The following is a 20576-nucleotide window of genomic DNA, read 5'->3' on the forward strand; positions in this document are numbered from 1 at the left end:
TACCTACATCCGAGGGCATCACCGGTTCGACAGCAGCCCAGAACTCGTCAGAAATCACACCCATCCGCGTCATCGGCTAATACTCGCTGGTCAGGACGCAAATATTCGGGAGACACGCCCTAGACCGTGAAGCTGCCCTCCAGTCGGTTGCGGGAACCCGGATGGACGAGTCGGGCCGCGCTCACCAGACTGCGTGCAGACCAAGTGCGTCGTCGAATCAGCAGGCACGGTTCTGCCGATGTGATCTGCAGCAGCCTGCATTCCTCGGGGGTGCCCAGGACCGCCTCGACGACGTGCTCGCCGCGCGCGAGTGGCGCAACGTCGCTGAGGTAGCGGTTCGGCGTGATGGACGTGAAGTCCTGCTCGAGGTAGTCGGGAGCCTCGGCCGGATTGACGAAGCGGTCCTCCACCTGAATCGGCACTGCATCTTCGAAATGCACTACCAGCGAATGGAATACCCGACTCTCGCCGGTGTCGCGCAGGATCAGATGGGCGGGGTCGGGAACTTCGCTGCGGAGGAAGATCACTTCGGTCCGGTGGCGGTGGCCACGATGCGCGATCTCGTCGGCGATGTTGGTGACTTCGAACAACGGCGACGCCGACTTGGTCGGTGCGACAAAAGTTCCGACACCCATCAGGCGCTGCACGACGCCGTCGGTGGCAAGTTCGCGGAGCGCCCGATTGATGGTCATTCGCGACAGACCCAGCGCGCTGACCAGCTGATTCTCCGAAGGCAATTGATCGCCTTCGGTCCACTGGCCGGTGCTGATCCGTTCCAGGACAAGGCGTTTGACGCGCTCGTAGGCAGGCGCACTTTCCGCACTGGTCTGTCGAAAAATCGTCGCCAAGTCGTCTTCGGTCACTGTTGATCCCATCTGCGCCGCTCCTTGACAGTCAGTGGTCTATACAGGACTATACATTGTTGTAGTGATGCACAACACAGCTGCGCAAAGGATTCTCGTGACCTCAGATCGATCGCAGACCACGGCGTTGACCAATATCGGAACCCTGATCACCAACGATCCCACGCTCGGAGACGGACGCCTGGGTATTCGTCACGACGCGGGCGTGGTGTTCGCCGACGGAGTGGTGTCCTGGGTGGGCGGCAGCGCCGATACCCCGAGCGCGGACGTCGGTCACGATCTCGGCGGGCGAGCGGTACTTCCGGGGTTCGTGGAGAGTCATTCGCATCTGGTGTTCGCGGGCGATCGGGCGGAGGAGTTCGCGTCCCGCATGGCGGGGGAGCGATACGGCGCGGGCGGAATTCGGACGACCATCGAGGCGACGCGACGCGCAACCGACGAGCAGTTGCGCGCGAACATGATGCGGCTGGCCGACGAGTCGCTGCGTTCTGGCAGCACCACCCTCGAAATCAAGACGGGGTACGGCCAGTCGACCGAACACGAGTTGCGCTGCGCAACGATCGCAGGTGCCGCCACAAGCGAGGTCACGCTGCTGGCGGCCCACGTTCCGCCGCCGGAGTATGCGGGACGCGTCGACGACTACGTGCGCATGGTGGTCGACGAGATGATCGGAGTCTGTGCGCCACATGCCAAATGGATCGATGTGTTCTGCGAGCGGGGCGCCTTCGATCGAGACCAAGCCCATGCCGTTCTCAGCGCGGGCATCGCTGCCGGACTGAAACCTCGTGTGCACGGCAATCAACTCCAGGCCGGACCGGGTGTGCAGCTCGCCGTGGAACTCGGCGCCGCGTCTGTCGACCATGTGACGCACGTGACCCGGGCCGACATCGACGCTCTCGCAGGAAGTTCCACCGTGGCGACCCTGCTGCCGGGCGCCGATTTCAGCACTCGCAGCACCTATCCGGATGCTCGTGCATTGCTCGACGCCGGCGTCACGGTTGCGCTCGGAGCGGATTGCAACCCCGGTACCTCGTACACGACCAGCCTGCCGTTCTGTATCGCAATTGCGGTGCGGGACCTGCACATGACACCCGACGAGGCGGTGTGGGCCGCCACAGCTGGTGGTGCGCTTGCGCTGCAGCGTAGCGATGTCGGAACCTTGGCGATCGGATCCCGCGCCGACGCGATCGCGTTGGCAGCACCATCACACCTGCACCTTGCATACCGGCCGGGCGTAGCGTTGGTCGATCACGTCTGGCGATCTGGCGACCTAGAGTACACGTCCGTGAAAGACCAAGGGAGCCAACGATGACCGTGCCGGAGTGGGATGGACGAGTCGACGGCGACGGTCCCGAGCATCTGCGCTGGCATCAGATCGTGCAGCCGTACAGTCGATCATCCGAGCCCGGCGCCTGCGCGTTCGTCGGATTTGCCAGCGAGGCGGGCGTGCGACGAAACAAGGGTCGAGTTGGTGCAGCGGAGGGGCCGGCCGCGTTGCGTCGTGCCCTGGCGCCGATGGCGCTCTCGGTGCCGATCGACGCCGTCGACGCCGGAACGATCACGGTGACCGACGACCTGCTGGAGGACGGCCAGCGCGAGCTGGGCGAGACGGTAGCCACGCTGCTCGACGCGGGTCATTTCCCCGTCGTGCTCGGCGGCGGTCACGAGGTCGCGTACGGCACCTTTCTCGGGTTGGACGCATCGGCGATGCGAGCAGGCGCCCGAGTCGGAATCCTCAACCTGGACGCGCATTTCGACCTACGCGGTGACGCGGTGCCGAGTTCGGGAACGCCGTTTCGGCAGATTCTCGAGGGTGCGCGCGCCGCGGGTACCCAGGTTCGCTACGACGTTGTCGGCATCAGTCAGCCGAGCAACACCCGAGCCCTCTTCGATACCGCCGACCGTCTCGGTGTGCGTTATCTGCTCGACGACGACTGTGGGGTAACGGATTTCGACGGTGTACGGGAGTTCGTCGACAGCTTTCTTGCCGACGTCGACCTCGTCTACCTCACGATCGATCTGGATGTACTGCCCGCGTCCGTGGCGCCGGGAGTGAGCGCGCCCGCGGCCTTCGGTGTACCGCTGGCCACGATCGCGTCGGTGTGCGATCAGGTCGCGGCCAGCGGGAAACTCGTTGTGTTCGACGTGGCGGAGTTGAACCCGACGCTCGACATCGACGCGCGGACGGCACGCACTGCCGCACGGCTCATCCATCCGCTGATCACACGGCGTCGTCCGATTCGGTGATGTCCGAGCAAAACCGCTGCTCTATCTATTGACACGTACCTGTCTATACAGGACTATACGAATATCAAGTTTCGTGATCCACTTCACACAAGGACAGCTCGTGACACAGGTCGGAACTCCCGAAAACAGTCTCGCCCCCGAACGGCGAACCATCGACGTGGTGCCGGACGCCGAGCGGCACGGTTCGCCGTTCAGTCAGTTCACCCTCTGGTTCGGCGCCAACATGCAGATCACCGCGATCGTCGACGGCGCTCTTGCCGTCGTGTTCGGGGCCGACGCGCTCTGGGCCATCCTCGGTCTCTTCATCGGCAACGTCGCCGGTGGCGCGGTGATGGCACTCCATGCCGCGCAGGGGCCGCGGATGGGTCTGCCGCAGATGATCTCCAGCCGAGCACAATTCGGAGTCCGCGGCGCAGTGCTGCCGTTGGTTCTGGTTGTGCTGATGTACCTCGGCTTCGCGGCCACCGGAACCGTGCTCGCGGGTCAGGCGGTCAACAAGATCATCCACGTCGACAATGCCGCTGTCGGCATCGTCATCTTCGGTCTGCTCACCGCGTTTGTCGCCGTGACCGGATACAAGCTCATCCACATCGTCGGCAGAATTGCGAGCGTCTTCGGCATCGTCGGCTTCAGCTACCTCGCAATCCGGCTGTTCACGGAGTACGACGTCTCGAGCTTCGTCGGATTGAAGTCGTTCGATTTCGTCACGTTCCTGCTCGCCATCTCGCTGGGCGCGGGCTGGCAGCTGACGTTCGGCCCGTACGTCGCCGACTACTCCCGTTACCTGCCGCGTTCCACCAGCGAACGCACCACCTTCTGGTCGACGTTCGCGGGCAGCGTCATCGGCTCGCAGTGGTCGATGACGCTCGGCGCACTCGTCGCGGCCGTCGCCGGTGACGCGTTCCTCGGCAATCAGGTCGGGTTCGTCGGCGATCTCGCCGGACCGGCAGCTATCGCCTTCCTGATCTATCTGGTGATTCTCGTCGGCAAGCTGACGGTCAACTGCCTCAACGCTTACGGCGGCTTCATGTCGATCCTGACGACCGTCACGGCCTTCAACGGCCAGACTCGCATCTCGTCGGTAGCGCGCACTGCCTACATCGTCGGCTTCACAGCGGTGTCGGTCGTCATCGCAGTCGTCGCCAGCGCGGACTTCCTCGACAACTTCAAGAACTTCGTACTGCTCCTGCTCATGGTGTTCACGCCGTGGAGTGCGATCAACCTGACCGACTACTACCTGATCTCGAAGGAGCGTGTCGACGTACCCGCGCTCTACGACCCGAGCGGGCGATACGGCGCCTGGAACGCGGCAGCGCTCGGGTGCTACGTGATCGGCGTTGTCGCACAGATTCCGTTCCTCGCGCAGAAGCTCTACACCGGGCCCATCACGGACATGCTTGGCGGAGCGGATATTTCGTGGATCGTCGGCATCGTCCTCACTGCCGCCATCTACTACCCGCTCGCGGTCCGGTCGAGCGATCCGCCCGCGTCGATGATCTACCCGCGTGGCTCGTCGATGATCGACTCGCGACTCTGAACTCTCCTGCCCTGCATCCCAGCTCACCCGAAGGACCCGAAATGACCACCACGTCCGGACCACGCCCCGTCGCCGCACCACACGGCACCGAACTGAACACCCTCGGCTGGCAGCAGGAGGGGGTGCTGCGCATGCTGATGAACAACCTCGACCCGGATGTCGCCGAGAATCCCGACGCGCTCGTCGTCTACGGCGGCACCGGAAAGGCAGTGCGAAGCTGGGAAGCGTTCGACGCGATCGTGCGGGTGCTGAAGACGCTGAAGGACGACGAGACGCTGCTTGTGCAGTCGGGCAAGCCGGTCGGCGTGCTGCGCACCAACGAATGGGCGCCGCGGGTATTGCTGGCGAACTCGAATCTCGTTGGTGACTGGGCGAACTGGGAAGAGTTCCGCCGCCTGGAGGCGATGGGTCTGACGATGTACGGCCAGATGACCGCAGGCTCGTGGATCTACATCGGCAGCCAGGGCATTCTGCAGGGCACCTACGAAACCTTCGGCGCGGTGGCGCGCAAGCGGTTCGGTGGCACCCTTGCAGGCACGATCACCCTGACCGCAGGCATGGGCGGAATGGGTGGCGCACAACCCCTCGCGGTGACCATGAACGACGGCGTCGCGATCTGCGTCGACTGCGACCCGGCACGTATCGATCGTCGTATCGCGCACCGCTACCTCGACACCAAGGTCGACACCGTCGAGGAGGCGCTGGCCCTCGCCATCGAGAAACGCGATGCGCGCGAACCGCTTTCGATCGGGCTGGTCGGCAATGCGGCCGAGGTGTTCCCGCAACTCCTCGCGATGGAAGCGCCGATCGACATCGTCACCGACCAGACGTCCGCGCACGATCCGCTGTCCTACCTGCCGGTCGGCGTCGAGCTCGACGACTGGCACACACTCGCCGACAAGGACCCGCAGTGGTTTACCACGGAATCGCAGGAGTCGATGGCTCGCCACGTCGAAGCGATGGTCGGATTCATGGATCGCGGCGCGGAGGTCTTCGACTACGGCAACTCCATCCGAGACGAGGCGCGAAAAGCAGGATACGACAGGGCATTCGACTTTCCCGGCTTCGTTCCGGCCTACATTCGGCCGCTGTTCGAGGAAGGCCTCGGCCCGTTCCGGTGGGCGGCCCTCTCGGGTGATCCGAAGGACATCGCGGCCACCGACAAGGCGATCTTGGAGTTGTTCCCGGACAACGGGAACCTGCACCGGTGGATCAAGATGGCGGGCGAGCGGGTGGCGTTCGAAGGTTTGCCCGCTCGCATCTGCTGGTTGGGCTACGGCGAGCGGCACAAGGCGGGCCTGAAGTTCAACGAGATGGTCGCATCGGGCGAACTGTCGGCACCGCTCGCGATCGGCCGGGACCATCTGGACTCGGGATCCGTCGCTTCGCCCTACCGCGAAACCGAGTCGATGATGGACGGATCCGATGCCATCGCCGACTGGCCGTTGCTCAACGCGTTGGTCAACACCGCGTCGGGTGCGTCGTGGGTGTCGATCCACCACGGCGGCGGCGTCGGGATGGGTCGGTCGATCCATGCCGGTCAGGTGTGCATCGCCGACGGCACCGACCTCGCCGCGCGCAAGCTGGAACGAGTACTCACCAACGATCCCGGGATGGGTGTGATCCGCCACGCCGACGCTGGTTACGACCATGCGCGCGATGTTGCGCAGGAGCGTGGCGTGCGGATTCCCATGACCGAGAGCGACTGAACGTAAGCACGGGAGCGGGCACCGACGAGACCGCGTCGGTGCCCGCCGGTAGTGTCTGGCGCCGTGACACCTGCCTTGAAATCTGTGAACCAGCGCATCGCCGACGAGCTCGCCGTCCGGGAAGACCAGGTTCGCGCCGCGGTCGAACTGCTCGACGCCGGATCGACCGTCCCCTTCATCGCCCGCTACCGCAAGGAAGCGACAGGGGGCCTGGACGACGCCCAGTTGCGCGATCTCGAGGAGCGCTTGCACTACCTGCGCGAGCTCGACGAGCGTCGGGCCGCGATCCTGGAATCCATTCGCACGCAGGACAAGCTGACGCCCGAGTTGGAACAGCAGATCATGGCGGCCGAGACCAAGGCCCGGCTCGAGGACATCTACCTGCCCTTCAAACCGAAGCGTCGTACCAAGGCGCAGATCGCTCGCGAAGCCGGCCACGAGCCCGTCGCCGACGCGCTGATCGGTGATCCGACCACCGATCCGGCGCAATACACCGACGAGCAACTCGACGGCGCCCGCGCCATCCTGGTCGAACGCTTCGCCGAGGACGCCGATCTGGTCGGTGACCTGCGTGACCTGATGTGGAACCGGGGCCAGCTCAAATCCGCTGTCCGTAAGGGCAAAGAGGACGAGCCAAATGCATCTAAATTCCGCGACTACTTCGAATTCGCCGAGCCGTTCGCCAAGCTGCCGTCGCACCGCATCCTGGCCGCCTTGCGTGGTGAGAAGGAAGAGATCCTGTCGTTGGGTCTCGAACCCGAGGTCGAGGAGCCGCAGCCGGGGGAGCGGACCGTGTACGAGGGTCGAATCGCGTCGCGGTTCGACATCGCCGATCGTGGCCGCGCTGCCGACGCCTGGCTGCTCGATACCGTGCGGTGGGCGTGGCGCACCAAGCTGCTGATCACCCTCGGGCTCGATACCCGCACCCGGCTGCGGCAGTCCGCCGAGAAGGACGCCGTCGACGTGTTCGCCGCCAACCTGCGCGATCTGTTGCTCGCCGCACCGGCGGGCACCCGTACGACTATGGGGCTCGACCCCGGTTACCGCACCGGTGTGAAGGTCGCTGTGGTCGACGGCACCGGTAAGGCTGTCGCTACCGAAGTCATCTACCTGCACCAGGAAGACCGCGCGTTGGCCGTGTTGGGTGCGCTGGTCGCCCGCTTCGGGGTCGAGCTGATCGCGATCGGCAACGGCACGGCGTCGAGGGAAACTGATGCGCTTGCGGCGCAGTTGATTTCGCTTGTTCCGGACAAGAAGCCGCAGAAGATCGTCGTCTCGGAGGCCGGCGCATCGGTGTATTCGGCATCGGCGTACGCATCCGCTGAATTACCCGGCATGGACGTGTCGCTGCGTGGTGCGGTCTCGATCGCACGTCGCCTGCAGGATCCGCTCGCGGAGTTGGTGAAGATCGATCCCAAATCGATCGGCGTCGGCCAGTACCAGCACGATGTCTCCGAGACCATGCTCGCCCGATCGCTCGGCGCTGTGGTGGAGGACGCGGTGAACAAGGTGGGCGTCGACGTCAACACCGCGTCGGTTCCGCTGCTCTCGCGTGTGTCCGGCATCGCCGGCTCGTTGGCGGAAAGCATTGTGGCGCATCGTGATCAGAACGGGCCGTTCACCAGTCGTACCGGTCTGAAAGAGGTGCCGCGGCTGGGGCCCAAGGCCTTCGAGCAGTGCGCAGGCTTCCTCAAAGTCGGGGGCGGTACCGATCCGCTCGACACCTCGGCCGTGCACCCGGAGGCGTACCCCGTCGTGCGTCGGATCATGGCGTCGAGCGGCTACGACATCAAGGAGCTCATCGGCAACGCCGCGGTGCTGCGGAAGCTACGCGCCGACGATTTCGTCGACGAGAAGTTCGGTCTGCCCACCGTCACCGACATCATCGCCGAACTCGAAAAGCCTGGCCGTGACCCGCGCCCCGAGTTCAAGACCGCGACGTTCGCCGCCGGTGTCGAGAAGGTCAAGGATCTGAAACCGGGAATGACGCTGGAAGGCGTCGTCACCAACGTCGCCGCGTTCGGTGCGTTCGTCGATATCGGCGTCCACCAGGACGGCTTGGTCCACGTCTCGGCGATGTCGCACAACTTCGTCAAGGATCCGCGCGAGGTCGTGAAGTCGGGCGATGTGGTGAAGGTGAAGGTGCTCGAGGTCGACGAGGCCCGCCAGCGCATCGGACTTACCTTGCGGCTCGACGACGAGGTGGGTGCGAGTAAGCCCGCCGCCGATCGCGGCAGGCAGGGTGGTCAGCAGCGGAGCCAACAACCTCGGAAACCGCAACAGCAACGCGGCCCTAAGCCGTCCAGCGCGCCCGCCGCAAGCGGTTCGATGGCGGATGCGCTACGCAAAGCGGGCTTCGGCAAGTAGAACAGTGGTATGCGACGGTGGCTCGATGAGGAGATCGTTGGTCATGGTCGGCTGCCGCTGCTGTTCTTCCTGATCGGCTTCATCGTCGGGTTCCTGTTCATCCGGCTCAGCGTTCGGCTGATCAGGGCGCAAGTGCGGTGGTGGCCTGGCAACGTCACGCCGGGTGGCCAGCACGTGCACCACGCCGTGTTCGGGGTGATCGCGATGATGATCTCCGGCGTCGCGCTCATCACCGTCTACGTCGACGGGACCCAAACCAGCGGTGCCTGGCTGGCGGCGATCTTCGGCGCAGGCGCGGCGCTGGTGCTCGACGAGTTTGCGCTGCTCTTCTATCTGGAAGACGTGTACTGGAAGGAAGAGGGACGCAGCTCGGTCGATGCGGTGTTCATCGCCATCGCAGTGACGGGACTGCTGTTGCTCGGTTTGCGGCCGCTGGAACTGTTGAACGTCACCGACTTCCGAGACGATCCGCGGCCATGGGCGCGGATCGGGATCGCTGCAGGTTCGGTGTTCAACCTGGGACTTGCGGGCGTCGTCATCGCCAAGGGCAAGATCTGGACCGGCCTGGTCGGGATGTTCTTCGTCCCGTTGCTTGTCCTGGGTGCGATCCGGCTGAGTAGGCCGGGAGCACCGTGGGCCCGCTGGCGCTACACGAACCGGCCGCGACGCATGGAACGCGCACTCAACAGAGAACGTCGCCTGCGTCGCCCGCTGATTCGCGCCAAGATCTACGTGCAAGATCTGATCGCAGGTAAGCCGAGCATCGTTCACGCCCGCGAAGCCGCCGAATCGGAGCTGGTTCGCAGCGTCCACGCAGCGCCGCCCGCACACCCGCACGGCGAATCCACCGATTCCATGCGGATCCGCAGCTGAATCCGCCGCCCAGCCTGGGTGAACGCCACTCTCGTTGCGTTCAACCGAACGAATGTGCCATTCACCCGTGCTGGGCGACGCCGATTTCGCTCCCAGGTCCTCTGTCTGGCACAATTGAACGGTTGCCCGCACCCTCTCGTGGTCGCGCAGGCAGCAACTACATGACCTGAGTACGAACCAGTCGAGCACTCTCGCAGTGCCGCTCGGTTCCTCTTCTCTCGCGAACGCAAGGATGGAAACACCGATGCAGACCCTGGATTTCTTGGACAACAAGTCGCTGCGCACCGACGTACCCGAGTTCCGCCCCGGCGACACGCTGAATGTGCACGTGAAGGTGATCGAAGGCCAGAAGCACCGTATCCAGATCTTCAAGGGCGTCGTGATCCGTCGTCAGGGCGGTGGCGTTCGCGAGACCTTCACCGTTCGCAAGGTGTCCTTCGGCGTCGGCGTCGAGCGCACCTTCCCGGTGCACAGCCCCAACATCGACCACATCGAGGTCGTCACCCGCGGTGATGTCCGTCGCGCGAAGCTGTACTACCTCCGCGACCTGCGCGGCAAGGCAGCCAAGATCAAGGAAAAGCGCTGATCTTCGGGCTCACCCCCGCAATCTTCACGACACAGCACGCAGCAGACCTTCCCGGTCGACTGCGTGCTGTGTCGTTTCTGTCCTGTTAGCTCGACAGGCCGTTGTGCCAGTGGCGCCCGACCGGTCGCGGCCGGGCTAACCTGTTGCGGTGGTAGACGACAACGACTCGAAGCCGGAAGAGACCAAGCCGGCAAAGAAGAAGCAGCGCTCGTTCTGGCGTGAGCTCCCCATCCTGATTCTCGTTGCGTTGGTCTTGAGCTTTCTGCTGCAGACGTTCATCGCGCGGGTGTACCTGATTCCCTCGGAGTCGATGGAACCAACGCTGCACGGCTGCGCAGGCTGCACCGGCGATCGCATCGTCGTCGAGAAGGTCGGCTACCACTTCGGTAATCCGCGCCCGGGCGACGTCGTTGTCTTCCTTGGTCCCGATTCGTGGAACGGCGAGTACAAGTCGATCCGGTCGACCAACACGGTCGTGCGGGGACTGCAGAACGTCGGATCGGTCTTCGGCGTCGTTCCGCCCGACGAAAACGATCTGGTCAAGCGCGTCATCGCCACCGGCGGCCAGAAGGTGGAGTGCTGCGATGCACAAGGCCGCGTACTGGTGGACGGCAAGCCGCTCGACGAGCCCTACATCGTCAACGACTTCCCCTTCGTCCCCGGCACCCAGACCTGTACGACGCCGGTCAAGTCCGGCCGGTGCTTCGGGCCCGTGACGGTGCCCAAGGGCAATCTGTGGATGATGGGCGACAACCGCAACAACTCTGCCGATTCGCGCTATCACGTCGGTGACGAGCGACAGGGCACGGTGCCGATCGACAACGTGATCGGCAAGGCCAGGTTCATCATCCTTCCGCCGAGCCGAATGGGTGGCATCAGCTCGCCGCACATCCAATCGAACTGAGCCGGTAGTCGATGGATCGTTGGCCACCCAGAACCGTCATTCGCAAGTCGTCGGGATTGCGGACGCTGGAGTCTGCGCTGATCCGGAGCGGTCTCGGGCCGGTAGCCGGCGTCGACGAGGCGGGTCGCGGTCCCAGTGCAGGCCCATTGGTGGTCGCAGCGTGTGTGCTCGCGCCGAAACCACAGAATGCGTTGCTGGGCCTCGACGATTCCAAGAAGCTGACAGAGAAGGCACGCGAACAGCTCTTCCCGGTCATCAAACGGCTGGCGCTGGCGTGGAACGTCGTGTCGGTGCCGGCCTGGGAGATCGACGCCATCGGAATACACGTCGCCAACATCGAGGGAATGCGCCGCGCGGTGGCGGGTCTCGGCTGCACGCCGGGCTACGTGTTGACCGACGGCTTCCGCGTTCCAGGCATTCCGGTTCCTTCGCTGCCGGTGATCGGCGGCGACGCGACCGCGGCGTGCATCGCCGCAGCGAGCATCCTCGCGAAAGTCACCCGTGATCGCATGATGGTGGAGCTGGACTCGCGCCTACCCGGGTACGGGTTCGCCGAACACAAGGGCTACAACACGCTCGCCCACTCGAAGGCGCTGGCCGCACTGGGGCCGACGGACGAGCACCGACGATCGTGGCGCAACGTGTCGTCGTTAGGCGGCTGGCAGGTACCCGACGCGCTGGAGATGGACCCCATGAGCGCTGACGTTTCGAGTGCGACATGATGGCTGACGACACCCGACCAGGAGGAATCCCCACCCGATGAGCGCCGAGGATCTCGAGAAGTACGAAACCGAGATGGAACTGTCCCTGTACCGCGAGTACAAGGACATCGTCGGCCAGTTCTCCTATGTCGTGGAGACCGAGCGTCGCTTCTATCTGGCGAACTCGGTGGAACTGCTGCCGCAGAATGCGGATGGGGAGATCTACTTCGAGGTCAGAATGTCCGATGCCTGGGTCTGGGACATGTATCGGCCTGCGCGCTTCGTGAAGCATGTTCGCGTGATCACGTTCAAGGACGTGAACATCGAGGAGCTCGAAAAGCCCGATCTACGTTTGCCCGAGTGACCGAGGTCGACGCGTCGTCGGCGTTCTTTGCCGCGACCGACACCGGATTCGAGCCTCTGCACTTTGCGCAGAGCAGGTGGGCTCCGAACATGATCACCGGGCCCGCAACCTGCGGCATCGTCGCACGAGAGCTCGAAAATGCCTTCGGTACAGCCGATTTCGTGCCCGCTCGGCTGACCGTCGATCTGTTCCGCGCAGGCATGATGTCGGAAACGACGGTAACGACCACCAGTGTTCGCGATGGGCGCCGCATCAAGGTCGCCGACGCGTCGGTACTTCAGGGTGGCGTCGAAATCGCCCGCGCCACACTGGTCTTGTTGCGCACCTCCGAAGAGCCGCCCGGCGAAGTGTGGGTTCCGGACGATCGACCGATCCCGCCGAATGCGGAGCCGTCGACCGAACCTGGATTCTGGTGGGGGAGCGACGACCACCCGGACGGGTGGACGCAGTCGATGAGAGCGCAGCACAATGCCGGTCGAAAGCGGATGTGGGGCAGGCAGATCGGTGTGGTGTCCGGTGAGGAACCCTCTCAGTTCGTGCGTTGCGCAATGGCAGCCGAGTCGACGAGCTTGATGTCCAACTGGGGCACCCTGGGTGTCGGTTTCATCAATGCCGATATGACGATGGCGCTGGCGCGGTTGCCGATCGGACCCGACATCGGTCTCGAGGCAGACAATCACATCAGTACCGCGGGGGTTGCCGTCGGATCGGCGACGCTGTTCGATCGGCACGGATCGTTCGGGTCCTGCGTGATCACGGCAGTGGCGAACCCGCAGGCACAGGTGACCTTCGGCTGACGGCCGCTATTCCTCGGCGCCACCCGGATTGCATTGGGCGGCAACGGTGGCTTGGTAGCCGACGTTCGGCCGCCACGGTTCCAGATTCCAACTCGGCTTGTCCGGCTGGACGAGTCTGGCGTAGACCCAGTGGCAGAAGAACTGGTCGTGCATCCCCGGGGTGTCCGCACTCGGTTCGGCCGCGATCACCTCGGACCACGCGCGGTCGCCGGCGGTGGGAAAGGTGTCGGCGCGACCGGCAGGTGTCGGAATCACCTGCAATTGGTCGCCCTTGTCGGTTTGCGTCCAGGTGACGTGATCGATCAGCGGCGCGCCGGCGTAGTGATCGACAGCAGGCGCGGGCGTCGTCGGCGGAAGTGGCTTCGCCGTCGTCGTCGCTGTCGGCGGTGCGCTTTCTGTCGCCGAACCCGCCCCACAGCCGGTGACGAGCGACATCGCAGCCAATACGGCGGCCACCGTTCCCATGCGCATGCCCGCCATTGTGCCGTGTGTCGATTCGGTGCGGACGGAGGGTAAAGCGTTGTCCCGAAATAGTGCCGATATTGACAACCAACGCCGTCCAACTGGTAAAGAAAAGGTCATCTACCTGCGGTGATGTACGCAATCGATCGCCGATTCTGGCAGACTACCCAAGTGGTGAGCGAGCGCAAGGAAAACGAGTCCGGTACCGCGGCACGGCTGACGAACGCCGGATTCGGATTTGCAATCGCGGGTGTAGTGGCCCTGCTGGTGGCCTTCGGTATCGGAATGTTCGAGGGACGTTGGCCGCCGGGGTGGGCCTTCCTGGTGTCCGTCGCGCTGATGGCTTTGGCGGCCGTCGCCGTCGGAGCATCGTTTCTGTTGCCTGATCGTCCCGGCGGAGCGGCGCGAGCGAGCGTCGCACCCCGGGTGTTCGTCGCCCGGTCCGGTGGTGTGATCCCGATGCGCACCCGACTGATCGGGGGCGCTGTAGCGTTGGCGATCATCGTCGCCGTCGTCGCATTGCACGGTGCCACGTGACTCAGTTGCCTGCACTGACCTTCGAAACCGCCTTCACCTCGTGGCGGTGGGACTGGTCGACGGCGGTAATCGTCCTCGCGCTCGGCATCGGATACTGGCGGTGCAACGCGCGAGCGGCGCGTCGCGGCGAGGCCGTCGACGGCGTTCGGACCGCATGCTTCCTCGGGCTCGGTCTGTTCGTGTGGATCCTCGCGACCATGAGTTTTGTCGGGGTGTACGCGGACATCTTGTTCTGGGTGCGCGCGCTCCAGGTGCTGCTGCTGCTGTTCGTGGTTCCGTTCGGCTTCGCCCTCGGCAAGCCGGTGACGGTGCTGCGCAATGCGGGGAGTCCACGGCTGCGCGACGGCGTCGATCGGGTGATCGGCAGCAAGGCAGCGCGCATCGCGACCTATCCGGTGACCACCTCGATCGCAATGCTCGCCACGCCGTGGCTGCTCTATCTGACTCGTTGGTATCCGGCCGCCCTCGAGCACGAGGGTATCGACATCGTGACGCGAATCGTTTTGGTAGCGGTCGGTTTCGGGTACTTCTACTCCCGACTACAGGCAGACCCGGTGCCCCGGCGATTCCCGCAACTGATCTCGCTGGTGATCACCATTGCCGAGACCATAGGCGACGGATTGCTGGGTGTTGTCATTTGGCTGGGCCCGCCGATCGCGGCCGAGTACTACGCCCACATCGGCCGGACGTGGGGGCCGACGTCGACGACGGATCAGACGATCGGCGCCGGAGTGCTCTGGGTACTGGGCGACGTGCTGGGCCTGCCGTTTCTGCTGATACTGATGCGAACCTTCAGCGCCGACGAGCGCAAGAAAACCGCGCAGATCGATTCAGAACTCGATGCAGAGGAAGAGGTCGCCGCGCCGAGGGAATCGGAAAATGTCGATTCCGGGCCTGCGCGACTGTGGTGGGAAGACGACCCGCAGCTGCAGGAACGGTTCCGGCGCAGGTAGCGACGTTTTCGGTTCAAGGTAACGCCGTTATCCACACGACCTGATTCGCTAACAGGGCAATGTGTTTGCCCAGATCGCGAAATCTTGCCGCCGGTCTGGTCGGCGAGAGTTCGGGATGTGTCACACAACATCGAACTAGGCGCCCACGGCGAAACTCTGGCTGCGCAATTTCTCACCGACGCCGGTATGCGGATCGAATGCCGAAACTGGCGCAATCGGTACGGCGAGATCGATCTGATCGTGCGCGACGGGAACACGACGGCGTTCGTCGAAGTCAAGACGCGGACCGGAACACGATTCGGTCCGCCTGCCGAGGCGGTGACGTTCGCCAAGCAAGCACGCATCAGACGGCTGGCGATGCATTGGTTGGTCGAGCAGAGCGGACCCTGGGTCGAGGTGCGATTCGACGTCGTATCGGTGCTGATCGAACCTGGTACCGATCCGCTGATCGAACATTTTCCGGCGGTCTTCTGATGGCGCGGGTCTTCTGATGTCGCTCGGTCGTGCACACTCGGTTGCCGTAAGCGGAGTCGATGGGCAGATAGTCGAGATCGAAGCCGACATCGGACGCGGGCTGCCCGGCGTACATCTGGTCGGATTGCCGGACACCGCATTGCAAGAGTCGCGAGATCGGGTGCGCGCTGCGGTGACCAATTCCGGAGAGAAGTGGCCGGAATCGCGAGTCATTCTGGCGTTGTCTCCCGCGACGCTGCCGAAGGTCGGGTCCGTCTACGACGTCGCCCTGTCACTTGCGGTGCTCGACGCCGCCGAGGCGGTACCTCACGACCGACTCGAAAAGAGCGTGGTGCTGGGCGAATTGGCGCTCGACGGTCGGATACGCCAGGTTCGGGGCATTCTGCCTGCCGTTCTGGCGGCCAAGAACGCGGGGTGGCAGCGGGTGATCGTTCCTGAATCGACCTTGGCAGAGGCGGGGTTGGTCGACGGGATCGAGGTGTTGGGCACCGGGTCGCTGCGCGAGTTGGTGCTGTGGTTGCGCGGCGACGGCGTCCTCACCGAACCGGACCCGGTAGCTATCGCACACAGTCCCGCGTACGGCGACCTCAGCGAGGTGGTCGGTCAGGAAGAAGCACGCTGGGCCGTGGAAGTCGCGGCTGCCGGCGCTCATCACCTGCTGTTGACGGGACCACCCGGTATCGGCAAAACCATGCTGGCGCAGCGCCTCCCAGGGCTGCTGCCGCCGTTGACGGAATCGGAATCGTTGGAGGTGACGGCAATTCATTCGCTCGCGGGAATTCTGCCCGGTGGCAATCCACTGATCACGCAAGCCCCGTTCATCGCGCCGCATCACACATCGACGGTCAGTTCACTGGTGGGCGGCGGATCGGGCATGGCGAGGCCGGGCGCTGTCAGTCGGGCACATCGGGGTGTGCTCTTCCTCGACGAATGTGCCGAGTTGGGCACGAAGGTGCTGGAGGCCTTGCGAACTCCGCTCGAAGACGGCGAGGTGCGGATCGCCCGGCGCGACGGTGTCGCGCGTTACCCCGCGCGGTTTCAGTTGGTCCTCGCCGCGAATCCCTGCCCCTGCGCTCCGGCACGGGAGACGGATTGCGTCTGCGCACCCGCTGCGCGACGGCGCTACCTCGGCAAGCTGTCGGGTCCGCTCATCGATCGAGTGGATCTGCGAATCAGGATGCGGCCCATGGCTACCGGTGCCTTCACGACCGACGTCGCCGAGAGTAGCGAGGCCGTGCGAGCACGGGTGTCGTCGGCGCGTGCGATGGCCGCAGAGCGCTGGCGAGAGTTCGGCTGGACCACCAACGGCGAGGTGCCGGGGCACGTGCTGCGTCAGCGGTTCCGCTTGCCGCGCAGTGTCATTGCACCGATCGAGGAGGCTCTGTTGCGCGGTCGGATGACGGCTCGCGGCGCGGATAGAGCGATCAGAGTTGCCTGGACCGTGGCCGATCTGCGCGGTGCCGACAGCCCGAACATCGAAGATGTCGGTGGCGCGTTGAACTTTCGCGATCGGCTGAGCGAATGACCGCGGTCGATCCCCGTCGGGCCGCGTGGGCGTATCTGTCTCAGGTGGTGCAAGGCCCGTGCGCACCGTTGAACGAACTCGTCGAGGCGGTGGGAATCGAGGAAGCTGCACGCGCCGTGCGCGAACGCGATCTACCACCCGTGTTGCAGCGCAGAACGGAGGCTCGCAGACATATCGACACGTCGACGAGAGACCTCGAGCTGGTGGCCCGTCGAGGCGGTCGACTTGTCACACCGGATGACGCCGAATGGCCTGCGTGGCGAATGCTGGGCTTCGCGGGGATCGATGTGACCCGAGACAAGGACGGTGCCGCCCCGCTCGCGTTGTGGGTGTTGGGTGAGGGGTCGGTGACCGAGCTGACCGAGCGGGCGGTCGCGGTGGTGGGGACACGGGCGGCGAGTTCGTACGGATCGACTGTCACTGCGGAGATCGTGGGCGAACTTGCAACGCAGGGGTTCGCGATCGTGTCGGGCGGCGCATTCGGGATCGATGGCGCGGCGCATCGGGCTGCGCTGGCGGTGGGAGGTGTGTCGATTGCGGTGCTGGCGTGCGGAATCGAGCGCGCGTATCCGACCAGTCACGAGAAGCTGTTGCACACGGTGGCCAGTACCGGGCTGGTCGTCAGCGAATACGGCCCCGGGGTCACACCCGCGAAGTACAAGTTTCTGGCGCGAAATCGGTTGGTAGCGGCGCTCTCCGATGCGGTGCTGGTTGTGGAGGCGGGGTGGCGCAGCGGTGCGCGCAACACGGTGAAGTGGGGCCGCCGACTGGGTCGTCCGACGCTGGCGGTCCCGGGCTCGGTGCACTCGGTGGCCTCGACGGGGTGTCACCAAATGATCCGTGACGGCGAGGCGCGGTTGGTGACGCGAGCGAGTGAGGTGATCGACGAGGCGGGTCCGCTTCGGTTGCCGGTGAGCGGTGTCGAGGATGGTGGCAGGGCATCCGACGCTTTGGTGGGTGATCAGCTGCTGGTGTACGAGGCGTTGCCCGCGAGGGGATCTCGCGGTCCGCGTGAACTGTCGGAGGCATCGGGCGTCCCAATCGACGGCGTGCGTGGTGTGCTGCCGTTGTTGGAACTGTCCGGGTTGATCGGGTCCGACGAGACGGGGTGGTTTCGGGTGCGCAAACGTAATCGTTAACAGCTGTCGGCGCCGGCTGGGCGGTTCATACTTTCCGGATGAGTCGGTTCTACCTGGTACGCAGCGGGTACGGCAGCGTCGCGGCCGAGGCGTTCATGATCGTTGCCATCGCGACGATTCTGATCACCCGGCTGTACCTGCACCTGACTGATTATCCGCAGGTGGGCGGCGGCAGCTTGCACATCGCGCACGCGCTCTACGGCGGGGCGCTGATGATGCTGGCCTTGCTGATCGGCTGGATCTTCAGCGGATTCGGCGTGCGCGCGACGACCGTGATCGTCGGCGGAATCGGTTTCGGGTTGTTCCTCGACGAGGTGGGCAAGTTCGTCACCAAGGACAACGACTACTTCTACGGGCCGTCCGCCGAGATCATGTACATCCTGGTTGCGGTGCTGCTGGTGCTCAATCGGGTCGTGCGGGAGATTCGACCACCCACGTGGCGGGAGAATCTCGGGAACGCCGCGGCGATCGCCGCCGACGGGGTGGTGCACGGAATGCCCGAGCAACGGCGCCAGTGGGCATTGACGATGCTGGCCGATGCCGAGACCCGCGGTGCCGACCCGGCGACCGTCGGGCACGTCCGGGCGATGCTCGCGGATTCCCGACCCGCGAGTGGAAAGCTGTACCGGCTCAGGCAGTTTGCTCCGAAATTGATTCCGGCCTTCCTGCTGAGCCCGCGCTTGGTGCCGGTGGTCGGATGGCTGATGGTCGCGGCGTCGTTCGCCGGTGCGGCCTTCGGAGCACTCGGAGCGGCGCTGGGTGGGGTGTTCTACGAAAACGACAAGGTCACCTTCGAACTTGCCGGGATGAGCGCGGCAACGGCCATCCTGCTCGTCAGCGCCGTGCTCACACTGGCCCTGTCGCTGCCCGCGATGATCGCACTCAATCGTACGGATGCGCTGTGGCCGTTGCGGCTGTTGCGAACGGCCGCACTGATCTTCACGATGCTGAACGCGCTGGTGGATTTCGCGACGCAAGGTTTCGCCGCCCTGACGAACTTGGCTATCGGGTTGGTGACCCTCGCGATCCTTACCAACCGGTTGCGCGTTCGGATGGGCGAGTCCGACCTCTGACGGCGAGCCGACTTGCGAATCACCAGCGTGCGCAGGACTGTTGGGCCATGGACTCGGAGCTGCCGATGGGGTTGCAGGTGCACCTCGACGACTTCGCCGAACACTTGCGTCTCGAGCGGGGCAGGTCCGAGCACACCGTTCGCGCATACGTCGCCGACACCCGACTGCTGCTCGACCATCTGCTGGCCACCGATCCCCATGCCGGGCTTGTCGACATCGACCTGCACCTGCTGAGGTCGTGGCTGGCCGCGCAGTCCGCAGCGGGCATCGCCCGGACAACGATGGCGCGTCGGACCTCGTCGGCGCGAACCTTCACGGCCTGGCTGACCCGGACGGGACGGATCGCGGCAGATCCGGGGACACGGCTGGCGTCGGCGAAATCGCATCGGGTGCTGCCGTCCGTCCTGCGTCAGAACCAAGCTGCCGAGGCGATGGAAGCGGCCGAACTCGGTGCTGCCCAGCACGATCCACTTGCTCTGCGGGACCGGCTGATCGTGGAGTTGTTGTACTCCACCGGTATTCGCGTCGGCGAGTTATGCGGCCTCGACCTGATCGATGTCGACCTCGACCGTCGGCTGGTCCGAGTGATCGGCAAAGGCAACAAGGAGCGATCGGTTCCGTTCGGTCGTCCCGCCGCCGAAGCGGTGGAGGCGTGGGTGCAATTCGGACGGCCAGAGCTGGCCAACGCCGAATCGGGCACGGCGCTCTTGTTGGGCCGCCGCGGCCGCCGCCTCGATCAGCGCCAGGCGAGAACGGTGGTGCACGAGGTGCTATCGGCTGTTCCCGGTGCCCCGGACCTGAGTCCGCACGGCTTACGCCACTCTGCCGCAACGCATTTGCTCGAAGGTGGGGCCGATCTTCGCGTCGTGCAGGAGTTGTTGGGTCATGCCAGCATGGCGACCACCCAGCTCTACACGCACGTGTCCGTTGCGCGGTTGCGCGCCGTGCACGATCAGGCCCATCCGCGAGCCTGATCAGACAGGTTTCAATCGAATCGGCCGGGCATGGATCAAGCCGAGGGGATCGAGATATTCGCGATCCCGCCGCAGCCCCCAGTGCAGGCACGCGACCGCGGCGCAGTCCGGATGCCCCGGTTCCAGCGTCCCGATCGGCGAACCGCGGCTGACGCGTCGACCCTCGACGACGGTCGCAGTGACCGGCTCGTAGGTGGTTCGCATGCCGCCGTCGTGATCGATCGACACCACCGGTTTGCCGCCGACTGTGCCGACGAAGACCACGATTCCCGCTCCCGCGGCTACTACCACCTGTCCCGGTGCGCCGGCAAGATCGACGCCACGATGCCCGGGCAGCCAGTTCTGCTCGGGTTTGGCGAAGGCGCGCACCACCTTCGGGCGCGGAGCCAACGGCCACGTGTAGTCGCCGACCGGCGCGGCCTCCGCATGCGACCCGCCGACTAGAAGCACCAGCAGAATTGCCCCCAACTTCCACCCCATCGGACCAGCGT

21 protein-coding genes are annotated in these 20576 nt (G+C 64.8%); 18 read left to right on the forward strand and 3 right to left on the reverse strand.

Annotated features, from left to right (window positions below; translation table 11 throughout):
• Window positions 1-119: 119 nt before the first annotated feature.
• Window positions 120-875 (reverse strand): histidine utilization transcriptional repressor HutC, encoded by a 756-nt coding sequence (hutC, locus tag FOY51_RS07175; RefSeq protein ID WP_149429552.1) that lies wholly within the window; start codon window positions 873-875, stop codon window positions 120-122.
• An 85-nt stretch (window positions 876-960) separates the two neighbouring features.
• Here hutC and hutI point away from each other — a divergent pair, with 85 nt between their 5' ends.
• The 11 genes from hutI to FOY51_RS07230 all read left to right on the forward strand — a co-directional run bounded on the left by hutI (window position 961) and on the right by FOY51_RS07230 (window position 12948).
• Window positions 961-2175 carry an imidazolonepropionase gene (gene hutI, locus FOY51_RS07180; RefSeq protein ID WP_149429553.1) on the forward strand — a complete coding sequence of 405 codons (1215 nt, stop codon included), beginning with the start codon at window positions 961-963 and terminating at the stop codon, window positions 2173-2175.
• Window positions 2172-3110 (forward strand): formimidoylglutamase, encoded by a 939-nt coding sequence (gene hutG / locus FOY51_RS07185; protein WP_149429554.1) that lies wholly within the window; start codon window positions 2172-2174, stop codon window positions 3108-3110. Before hutI ends, hutG begins: the two co-directional genes overlap by 4 nt.
• Before the next feature lie 100 nt (window positions 3111-3210).
• Window positions 3211-4647 carry a purine-cytosine permease family protein gene (locus tag FOY51_RS07190; protein ID WP_149429555.1) on the forward strand — a complete coding sequence of 479 codons (1437 nt, stop codon included), beginning with the start codon at window positions 3211-3213 and terminating at the stop codon, window positions 4645-4647.
• A 41-nt stretch (window positions 4648-4688) separates the two neighbouring features.
• A complete protein-coding gene (hutU, locus tag FOY51_RS07195) occupies window positions 4689-6356 on the forward strand; it encodes a urocanate hydratase (RefSeq protein ID WP_149429556.1) in 1668 nt (555 codons plus the stop codon).
• A 63-nt stretch (window positions 6357-6419) separates the two neighbouring features.
• Window positions 6420-8723, forward strand: a complete 2304-nt coding sequence (locus FOY51_RS07200; protein ID WP_149429557.1) for a Tex family protein — start codon at window positions 6420-6422, stop codon at window positions 8721-8723.
• Between the two features lie 9 nt (window positions 8724-8732).
• On the forward strand, window positions 8733-9596 hold the full coding sequence (locus tag FOY51_RS07205) for a hypothetical protein (protein WP_149429558.1): 864 nt from the start codon (window positions 8733-8735) through the stop codon (window positions 9594-9596).
• Between the two features lie 244 nt (window positions 9597-9840).
• Entirely contained in the window at window positions 9841-10182 is a 342-nt protein-coding gene (rplS, locus tag FOY51_RS07210) for a 50S ribosomal protein L19 (protein ID WP_149429559.1), read from the forward strand.
• A 148-nt stretch (window positions 10183-10330) separates the two neighbouring features.
• The gene (lepB, locus tag FOY51_RS07215; protein ID WP_149429560.1) at window positions 10331-11086 is read left to right on the forward strand and encodes a signal peptidase I; all 756 of its coding nucleotides are present in this window, start codon (window positions 10331-10333) and stop codon (window positions 11084-11086) included.
• Window positions 11087-11097: 11 nt separating this feature from the next.
• A complete protein-coding gene (locus FOY51_RS07220; protein WP_149429561.1) occupies window positions 11098-11808 on the forward strand; it encodes a ribonuclease HII in 711 nt (236 codons plus the stop codon).
• Window positions 11809-11845: 37 nt separating this feature from the next.
• On the forward strand, window positions 11846-12151 hold the full coding sequence (locus tag FOY51_RS07225; protein ID WP_149429562.1) for a DUF2469 domain-containing protein: 306 nt from the start codon (window positions 11846-11848) through the stop codon (window positions 12149-12151).
• A complete protein-coding gene (locus FOY51_RS07230) occupies window positions 12148-12948 on the forward strand; it encodes an acyl-CoA thioesterase domain-containing protein (protein WP_187776227.1) in 801 nt (266 codons plus the stop codon). Before FOY51_RS07225 ends, FOY51_RS07230 begins: the two co-directional genes overlap by 4 nt.
• A 6-nt stretch (window positions 12949-12954) precedes the next feature.
• On the opposite strand, the gene FOY51_RS07235 is transcribed toward FOY51_RS07230, so the two are convergent.
• Window positions 12955-13419 (reverse strand): DUF2599 domain-containing protein, encoded by a 465-nt coding sequence (locus tag FOY51_RS07235; protein WP_235916184.1) that lies wholly within the window; start codon window positions 13417-13419, stop codon window positions 12955-12957.
• Between the two features lie 123 nt (window positions 13420-13542).
• Here FOY51_RS07235 and FOY51_RS07240 point away from each other — a divergent pair, with 123 nt between their 5' ends.
• The 7 genes from FOY51_RS07240 to FOY51_RS07270 all read left to right on the forward strand — a co-directional run bounded on the left by FOY51_RS07240 (window position 13543) and on the right by FOY51_RS07270 (window position 20085).
• Complete coding sequence (locus tag FOY51_RS07240; RefSeq protein ID WP_149429563.1) at window positions 13543-13947, forward strand: hypothetical protein; 405 nt, start codon at window positions 13543-13545, stop codon at window positions 13945-13947.
• Window positions 13944-14900 carry a cytochrome c oxidase assembly protein gene (locus FOY51_RS07245; protein ID WP_149429564.1) on the forward strand — a complete coding sequence of 319 codons (957 nt, stop codon included), beginning with the start codon at window positions 13944-13946 and terminating at the stop codon, window positions 14898-14900. The genes FOY51_RS07240 and FOY51_RS07245 overlap by 4 nt, the downstream gene beginning before the upstream one ends.
• 117 nt (window positions 14901-15017) lie before the next feature.
• A complete protein-coding gene (locus FOY51_RS07250; protein WP_149429565.1) occupies window positions 15018-15374 on the forward strand; it encodes a YraN family protein in 357 nt (118 codons plus the stop codon).
• A gap of 16 nt (window positions 15375-15390) precedes the next feature.
• Window positions 15391-16899 carry a YifB family Mg chelatase-like AAA ATPase gene (locus tag FOY51_RS07255; protein WP_149429566.1) on the forward strand — a complete coding sequence of 503 codons (1509 nt, stop codon included), beginning with the start codon at window positions 15391-15393 and terminating at the stop codon, window positions 16897-16899.
• Complete coding sequence (gene dprA / locus FOY51_RS07260; protein WP_149429567.1) at window positions 16896-18038, forward strand: DNA-processing protein DprA; 1143 nt, start codon at window positions 16896-16898, stop codon at window positions 18036-18038. Before FOY51_RS07255 ends, dprA begins: the two co-directional genes overlap by 4 nt.
• Window positions 18039-18076: 38 nt before the next feature.
• Window positions 18077-19111 carry a hypothetical protein gene (locus FOY51_RS07265; RefSeq protein ID WP_149429568.1) on the forward strand — a complete coding sequence of 345 codons (1035 nt, stop codon included), beginning with the start codon at window positions 18077-18079 and terminating at the stop codon, window positions 19109-19111.
• 47 nt (window positions 19112-19158) lie between these two features.
• The gene (locus FOY51_RS07270) at window positions 19159-20085 is read left to right on the forward strand and encodes a tyrosine recombinase XerC (protein ID WP_149429569.1); all 927 of its coding nucleotides are present in this window, start codon (window positions 19159-19161) and stop codon (window positions 20083-20085) included.
• On the opposite strand, the gene FOY51_RS07275 is transcribed toward FOY51_RS07270, so the two are convergent.
• On the reverse strand, window positions 20086-20565 hold the full coding sequence (locus FOY51_RS07275) for a murein hydrolase activator EnvC family protein (protein ID WP_149429570.1): 480 nt from the start codon (window positions 20563-20565) through the stop codon (window positions 20086-20088).
• Window positions 20566-20576: the final 11 nt, after the last annotated feature.

Origin of the sequence: Antrihabitans cavernicola (assembly GCF_008297975.1) — a bacterium.
GTDB classification, from domain to species: Bacteria; Actinomycetota; Actinomycetes; order Mycobacteriales; family Mycobacteriaceae; genus Antrihabitans; species Antrihabitans cavernicola.